The sequence below is a fragment of the Haliscomenobacter sp. genome (assembly GCF_033763495.1).
Taxonomy (GTDB): domain Bacteria; phylum Bacteroidota; class Bacteroidia; order Chitinophagales; family Saprospiraceae; genus Haliscomenobacter.
On the sequence record NZ_JANRKL010000020.1, the window covers coordinates 23,150 to 29,979 of the forward strand.

Sequence of the window (6,830 nt, forward strand, 5' to 3'; positions counted from 1 at the left end):
AGTATGAAAAAAACAAACTTTGGGAGCTTGTGTTTTGCTGTTTTTTTGGCCCAGGTCTCCCTCTCGGCGCAAACCGTATACGACCAAATCGACAAACAAGCCACTGCCATGGATGCCAAAGTCATCGAATGGCGGCGCGACTTGCACCAAAATCCTGAACTCAGCAACCGGGAATTCAAAACCGCCGAAAAAGTAGCCGCGCACTTGCGTAGCCTGGGTTTGGAGGTTCGTACCGGGGTGGCCAAAACCGGGGTTGTTGGAATATTGCGCACAGGCAAGCCAGGTCCGGTAGTTGGGCTCCGCGCCGATATGGATGGACTCCCGGTGGTTGAACGGGTAAACCTACCTTTCGCTTCCAAAGCCAAAGGAGAATACCGCGGCGAAGAAGTGGGCGTAATGCACGCCTGTGGTCACGATACCCACGTAGCCATGCTCATGGGTGCCGCCAGTATTTTGACCAATCTCAAAAGCCAGTTGACGGGTACCGTGGTGTTCATCTTCCAACCTGCTGAAGAAGGTCCCCCTCCCGGAGAAACAGGTGGTGCCAAACTGATGGTAGATGAAGGTTTGTTCAAAGACCTTAAAATCAATGTTGTTTTTGGGCAACACATCAATTCCATGATTGAAGTTGGCAACATCAACCTGCGTCCAGGTGGCCTGCTGGCTGCAGCCGACCGTTTTGTGATCAAGGTAAAAGGCAAGCAGGTGCACGGCTCGCAACCCTGGGCTGGTGTTGACCCCGTCACAGTGGCTGCGCAGATTGTGCTGGGCCTGCAAACCATTGTCAGCCGCCAGTTGGATTTGACCAAGGAAGCTGCTGTGATCAGTGTGGGTAAAATCACCGGAGGTGTGCGCAACAACATCATCCCTGAGGAAGTGGAGCTGGAAGGCACCATCCGCACTCTGGACGTAGCCATGCAAGACGACCTGCACGAACGTTTGCGCCGCACTGCCACCAATATCGCCGAAGCTTCCGGTGCCACCGCTGAAATTGAAATCAACAAATTTGTACCCGTTACCTACAACAATGCCGAACTGTTAACCAAAATGGGCTCAACGCTGAAGCGGGTATGCGGTGAAGACAATGTAGTCATCAGTCGGGCCACTACTGGGGCTGAAGATTTTGCATTTTTTGCCAATGAGGTACCCAGTTTGTTTTACTTCCTCGGCGGACGTACGCCAAGCCTCGACCCCAAAGCCGCTCCTGCGCACCACACACCCGATTTCTACATCGATGAGGCTGGGATGAAACTGGGGGTAAGGCTGTTTTGTAACCTCGTGGTTGATTATGCAACGAAACAGAAATGACGAATTTTTCGAATAACGAATGACGAATTGGACGGCAGCATTTAGGATTTAATGTAAACTCCAGGCCAGGATTCCACATTGGAATTCACTATAAATTCTGGGGGTATTGCTGTAAATTCGTCATTCGTCATTTGAAAAATTCGTCAATAAAACCTAATGCCATGCTCAAAACCAAATACTTCTATCTCCTTCTCCTTCTGACCTTGGGCTCCTCCATCTTCGCCCAAGTCAAAAAGTCCCCCGACCGCAAGGAAGGCGACGGCCCTTACGCCCAACTGATCATTCGCGGCGTTACCCTCATCAATGGCAATGGAGCACCTCCAACCGGCCCGGTCGATGTGGTCGTGGAAAACAACGTGATCAAAGAAGTCAAAAACGTAGGCTATCCTGGTGTGCCAATCGACCCCAAGAGTCGCCCACAACTCAAGCCCGGCGGCAAGGAATACAACTGCGAAGGCATGTACATGATGCCTGGCCTGATCGATTTGCACGGACATATCGGGGGCCAAGCCCAGGGGGCTGATGCGGAGTATGTCTTCAAACTCTGGATGGGCCACGGCATCACCACTGTGCGCGACCCTGGTGCAGGCAATGGCCTGGATTGGGTATTGGAACATAAAAAACGCAGCGAAAAAAACGAGATTACGGCTCCACGTTTGCTGGCGTTTACGGTTTTTGGGCAAGGGTCGAAAGACCCCATCAGCACCCCTGCACAAGCCCGCGAATGGGTGCGACAAAACGCCCAAAAGGGTTCTGATGGCATCAAGTTTTTTGGTGCTCCGCCCGAAATCATGACCGCAGCACTGGACGAAAACAAAAAGCTCGGTTTGCGTTCCGCTTGTCATCATGCCCAAATGGATGTAGCCCGCTGGAATGTGCTCAATTCTGCCCGCGCTGGTCTCACCACAATGGAGCATTGGTACGGTTTGCCAGAGGCCTTGTTTACCAATCAAACGGTACAAAACTATCCGCTGGATTACAATTACCAAAACGAGCAGGACCGTTTTGAGCAGGCGGGCAAACTCTGGAAGCAGGCCGCAGCACCTTATTCGGAGCATTGGAAAAAAGTGATGGATGAATTGTTGGCCCTGGATTTCACCCTCGATCCCACTTTCAACATCTACGACGCCAACCGCGACCTGATGCGCGCCCGCCGGGCAGAATGGCACGAGGAATACACCCTTCCTTCTCTCTGGCGTTTTTACATGCCCAGCCGGATTTCGCATGGTTCTTACTGGCAGTCCTGGGGTACCGAACAAGAGATCAGTTGGAAAGAAAACTACCGCCTGTGGATGACCTTTGTGAACGAGTACAAAAATCGAGGTGGCCGGGTAACCGCAGGCTCTGACTCGGGCTTCATTTATCAGTTGTATGGTTTTGCCTTCATCCGCGAATTGGAGATGTTGCGCGAAGCGGGTTTCCACCCTCTGGAAGTAATCAAAAGTGCAACCCTCAACGGCGCAGAAGCATTAGGCATTGCGGATAAAGTAGGCACCATTCAGGTCGGCAAACTGGCCGACATGGTGATTGTGGAAGAAAATCCACTGCAAAACCTGCAAGTCCTTTATGGAACAGGCGCCATCAAATTGACTGAAGACAACAAGGTTGTACGGGTTGGTGGCGTGAAGTACACCGTGAAAGATGGGATTGTTTATGATGCCAAACAACTCCTAGCGGATGTACGCAAAATGGTGGCTGATTCCAAGAAAAAAGAAGATTTTGAAATTGAGCAGCCAGGTACCAAAATTAAACCATAATAGTCTGAAATACATTGGTGGCTAAAAATTAAAGAACCCCAACCCTGCAGTAGTGGTTGGGGTTTTTCATTTCAGGATGAATTCGTCCGAATTATAAATAACTTTTGTCACTTTACGACCAAAAACCCGTTAGAATTCGTAGGCAAAAGATACAACCAAAGTGAATGTCCACTCGTTCATTACAAAAATCAATCCATGTACAAATCATTGCTTTATTGCTGTCTTTCTTTGGGCTTGATGTTTTCTACCATCAATCGGGTAATCGCCAACCCGCCCAGTCACGAAGCCTGGGATGCCCTACTCAAAAAATACGTATCTGCTACGGGTAAGGTCAACTACAAAGGACTGAAAACCGATAAAACCAAACTAGAAGATTACCTCAAAACCCTGAGCAGCAGTGCCCCGGAAGAATCCTGGAGCAAAGCAGAACAAATGGCTTTCTGGATCAACGCCTACAATGCCTTTACGGTCAAACTCATTGTAGACAACTACCCCCTCAGCAGCATCAGCAAACTGCATGGCGGCAAACCCTGGGATCACAAGTGGATCAAAATCGGGACAAAAACCTATTCGCTCAACAACATCGAAAACGATATCCTGCGCCCACAATTCAAGGATGCCCGCATCCACTTTGCGGTCAACTGCGCAGCCAAATCCTGCCCTCCCCTGCTCAATGCTGCCTGGACGGCCAGCAACCTCAACAGCAATCTGGACTCCCAGGCCAAAAAATTCATCAACAATACAGCATTCAACAAGTTGAGTGAGAAAAAAGTGGAGGTGTCCAAAATTTTTGAGTGGTACGCCGAAGATTTTGGCAACCTGGTCACTTTTATCAACAAATATGCCAGCACCAAAGTGGGAGCTAAGGCAAAGGTGGTGTACCAGGAATACGATTGGGGATTGAATGAGTAGGTATTTGCGGTGATTAACAGGTTTATTCTCCGCAGATTTTGCGGAGAATAAATCTACCCCAATTATTGATGTTCCGTTTACCGTGAATCCAAAACACAAATCCCCTTTGGCGTCTGTAAATGCGCCACCAAATACGGCCTTTCCGAGGAGTCAATGGGATGCACCTGAAAAGACCCTTCAAAATTGATTTTGTCCAATACTTCCTGCAATTTTTCTGCCTTGGGGTGATAGCCCTCCAATCGAATCAAACTACAGCCCACATCGCTCAACATTGATGCGGGATGTGGCTCGCTTTGCCACTGAATCAAGGTTGGACAAACGCCACTCAGCGGCAAACTGCCATCGGGTGGTATGCTGATCAGCCAGTTCAAATGACTGCGGCTCATGGATTCAATGGCTCCAAACCATCCCTTTTGTAGTGCCTGGGCTGACTGAATATTATTGGTCCTAGCCACCCAATGCCGCAAACGGGGCTGCCCATAGCGCCCTAGGCCATCCAGCTCAAACCAACGGGCACAATTGGGGGACGGTAATTCGGGGTTGATGGCAATGACTTCGAGGTAGCAGCTTTCGTTGAGTTTTAGCAAGGCGTTGTGGGTACCCATGCGGGCGTGAGTGCCACCGGGTTGGAGGGCTACGCCGAGGGTTTCTTCTGCGTGGGCAATACCTGCGGGTAGGTTGGGGGCGGTGATGACGAGGTGGTCGAGGTGGGTGTGGAGTAGGGCCATTGAGGATTAATTTATTAAAATATAGCAATTGTGGAGTCCAACTTCTGCAATCTTTTCAGCAAGATTATAACGGCCTTTTATCCAAAAAACAATGATATTCGTGTTCAGCAAAAAAGTCATAACATTTCAATTGGTCTTTCCATTGTCCGATTTTCTTCAATTAAAGCAATCATCTCTTCGGCTGTTTCTGGAAAATCATTCCAACTGCCCACCATACTTTTAACCCACTCTTCATCTGATACGCTATTCCCCTTGTCTTCTTGATAAGCATACTGCAAACCTAACTTTTGGACAAATGCTTCCAACAGTCTGGCATCTTCGCTTTTTTCGATTTGGATGATGATCTTGGTCATGGACTTTGCTTTGTACAAATATAGGGAGTAATATGTTGGAATCAAATTTTTGTGCTAATGGGTTGGGAACATTAATTTTTTACTACGCCACATTATATAAACCTCATCGATCACCTTCCACCTTGACTAGTTACCCCCTCCACCCCGTCAAATCCGCCCTTCCTACCCTCCATTGGTCTACTAGCCGAACCCGAAGCCAGCATTTTTTTCTACATTTCCAATTCATCAACCATTAAAGCCACATGAATTGGAAATCTAGCATAGTTTGTGTTCTGCTGTTGGGCGCGAGTCATTTGTTGACGGCTCAAAATGCACTCCCGCCCCAGTCCGATCCAAAGTTGTACACCATTGCCAACGCTGCTTCACCCCAACGCCTGGAAGCCGACATCCGCAAGCTGGTCAATTTTGGCACCCGCAATACTTTTTCAGATACCGTGTCAACAACCCGGGGAATCGGTGCCGCACGACGTTGGATCAAATCCGAATTTGAAAAAATCTCCTCCGCCTGCAATTCCTGTCTGGAAATCAAAACCCAAAGTGAATTCCTCAAAGGTGGCAGCAATCCCCGCATCACCCAGGACGTCACCGTCGTGAACATCCTGGCCATCCAGCGCGGTACCCGTTATCCCAACCGCTACGTGATCATGAGTGGCGACATCGACTCCCGGGTCAGTAATGCTTCGGATGCCACGAAAGATTCCCCCGGTGCCAACGACAATGGTACGGGTATGGCCGGGGCCATTGAGGCTGCACGGGTATTGAGCAAGTATAAATTTCCGGTCAGCATCATTTATGTAGGGCTTTCCGGCGAGGAACAAGGCCTATGGGGCGGCCAGCACATGGCCAAGATCGCCAAAGCCGAAGGTTGGGACATCATCGGAGTACTCAACAACGACATGATCGGCAACATCGAAGGCATCAATGGCGAGATCGACAATACTACCTTCCGCGTATTTTCCGAGCCTACGCCCCCACAAGAGGGCGAACGCGAACGCACCTGGCGGCGGGTTTACGGCGGCGAAGTCGACGGTCCATCGCGGCAATTGGCCCGCTACATCGATCGCCTGACCGATCAGTATTGCACCAACCTGGATGCCATCATGATTTATCGTTTGGATCGTTTTGGGCGCGGTGGCCACCATCGGCCTTTCAATGATGAAGGTTTTGCCGGGGTGCGCATCATGGAAACCCATGAGCAGTACCAGCGCCAACACCAGGATTTGCGCACCGAAGATGGCATCAAGTATGGGGACGTGATTGAGGGGGTAAACTTCCCTTATGCAGCCAAACTCACCGGAGTAAATATGATGGTCATGGCAGCGCTGGCTTCGGCTCCACCCGAGCCTAAAAATGTGCAGATTGGGGGGATTGTCCTACCTTCTACCCGCTTGAAGTGGGATGCAGTCAACGATCCTGACATCATTGGCTACAAGCTTTACTGGCGCGAAACCACTGCTGCCCAATGGCAACATTCCCGTTTTGTGGATAAATCGGTGACGGATTTCACCCTGGAAAATGTTATCATTGATAATTATTTATTCGGGGTTGCCTCGGTAGGGAAAGATGGGCATGAAAGCCTGGTGGTGTATCCGACAACCTTGATAGCGCGGCGCTAATTTTTATTTTACCACACCCTTTCTTATATGCCCCTTTAGTGGCGTTTGTTTGTTTTGTGGTGGGAGTTTTTGCTGGGGGGGGGGTTTTTTTTTTTTTAACACCGAAGAAAAAAAAGGCACAAAAGGGGGCGTTAAGAAAAAAATTGGAAAATGTTT

6 protein-coding genes are annotated in these 6,830 nt (G+C 49.5%); 4 read left to right on the top strand and 2 right to left on the bottom strand.

Annotation, left to right across the window (positions count from 1 at the left end; all coding sequences use genetic code 11):
* The first annotated feature begins 3 nt into the window (after positions 1 to 3).
* The 3 genes from SFV55_RS01615 to SFV55_RS01625 all read left to right on the top strand — a co-directional run bounded on the left by SFV55_RS01615 (position 4) and on the right by SFV55_RS01625 (position 3,977).
* On the top strand, positions 4 to 1,308 hold the full coding sequence (locus tag SFV55_RS01615) for an amidohydrolase (protein ID WP_320027699.1): 1,305 nt from the start codon (positions 4 to 6) through the stop codon (positions 1,306 to 1,308).
* Between the two features lie 161 nt (positions 1,309 to 1,469).
* Positions 1,470 to 3,065, top strand: a complete 1,596-nt coding sequence (locus tag SFV55_RS01620; RefSeq protein WP_320027700.1) for an amidohydrolase family protein — start codon at positions 1,470 to 1,472, stop codon at positions 3,063 to 3,065.
* 195 nt (positions 3,066 to 3,260) lie between these two features.
* Positions 3,261 to 3,977 (top strand): DUF547 domain-containing protein, encoded by a 717-nt coding sequence (locus SFV55_RS01625; RefSeq protein WP_320027701.1) that lies wholly within the window; start codon positions 3,261 to 3,263, stop codon positions 3,975 to 3,977.
* Positions 3,978 to 4,054: 77 nt separating this feature from the next.
* On the opposite strand, the gene SFV55_RS01630 is transcribed toward SFV55_RS01625, so the two are convergent.
* Both SFV55_RS01630 and SFV55_RS01635 read right to left on the bottom strand, forming a co-directional pair.
* Positions 4,055 to 4,705: a VOC family protein gene (locus tag SFV55_RS01630; RefSeq protein WP_320027702.1), complete on the bottom strand. Its 651-nt coding sequence runs from the start codon at positions 4,703 to 4,705 to the stop codon at positions 4,055 to 4,057.
* Between the two features lie 116 nt (positions 4,706 to 4,821).
* Complete coding sequence (locus tag SFV55_RS01635) at positions 4,822 to 5,058, bottom strand: hypothetical protein (RefSeq protein ID WP_320027703.1); 237 nt, start codon at positions 5,056 to 5,058, stop codon at positions 4,822 to 4,824.
* Positions 5,059 to 5,300: 242 nt separating this feature from the next.
* Between SFV55_RS01635 and SFV55_RS01640 the strand changes: the two genes are divergently transcribed.
* Positions 5,301 to 6,674: a M28 family metallopeptidase gene (locus SFV55_RS01640; protein WP_320027704.1), complete on the top strand. Its 1,374-nt coding sequence runs from the start codon at positions 5,301 to 5,303 to the stop codon at positions 6,672 to 6,674.
* Positions 6,675 to 6,830 lie beyond the last annotated feature (156 nt).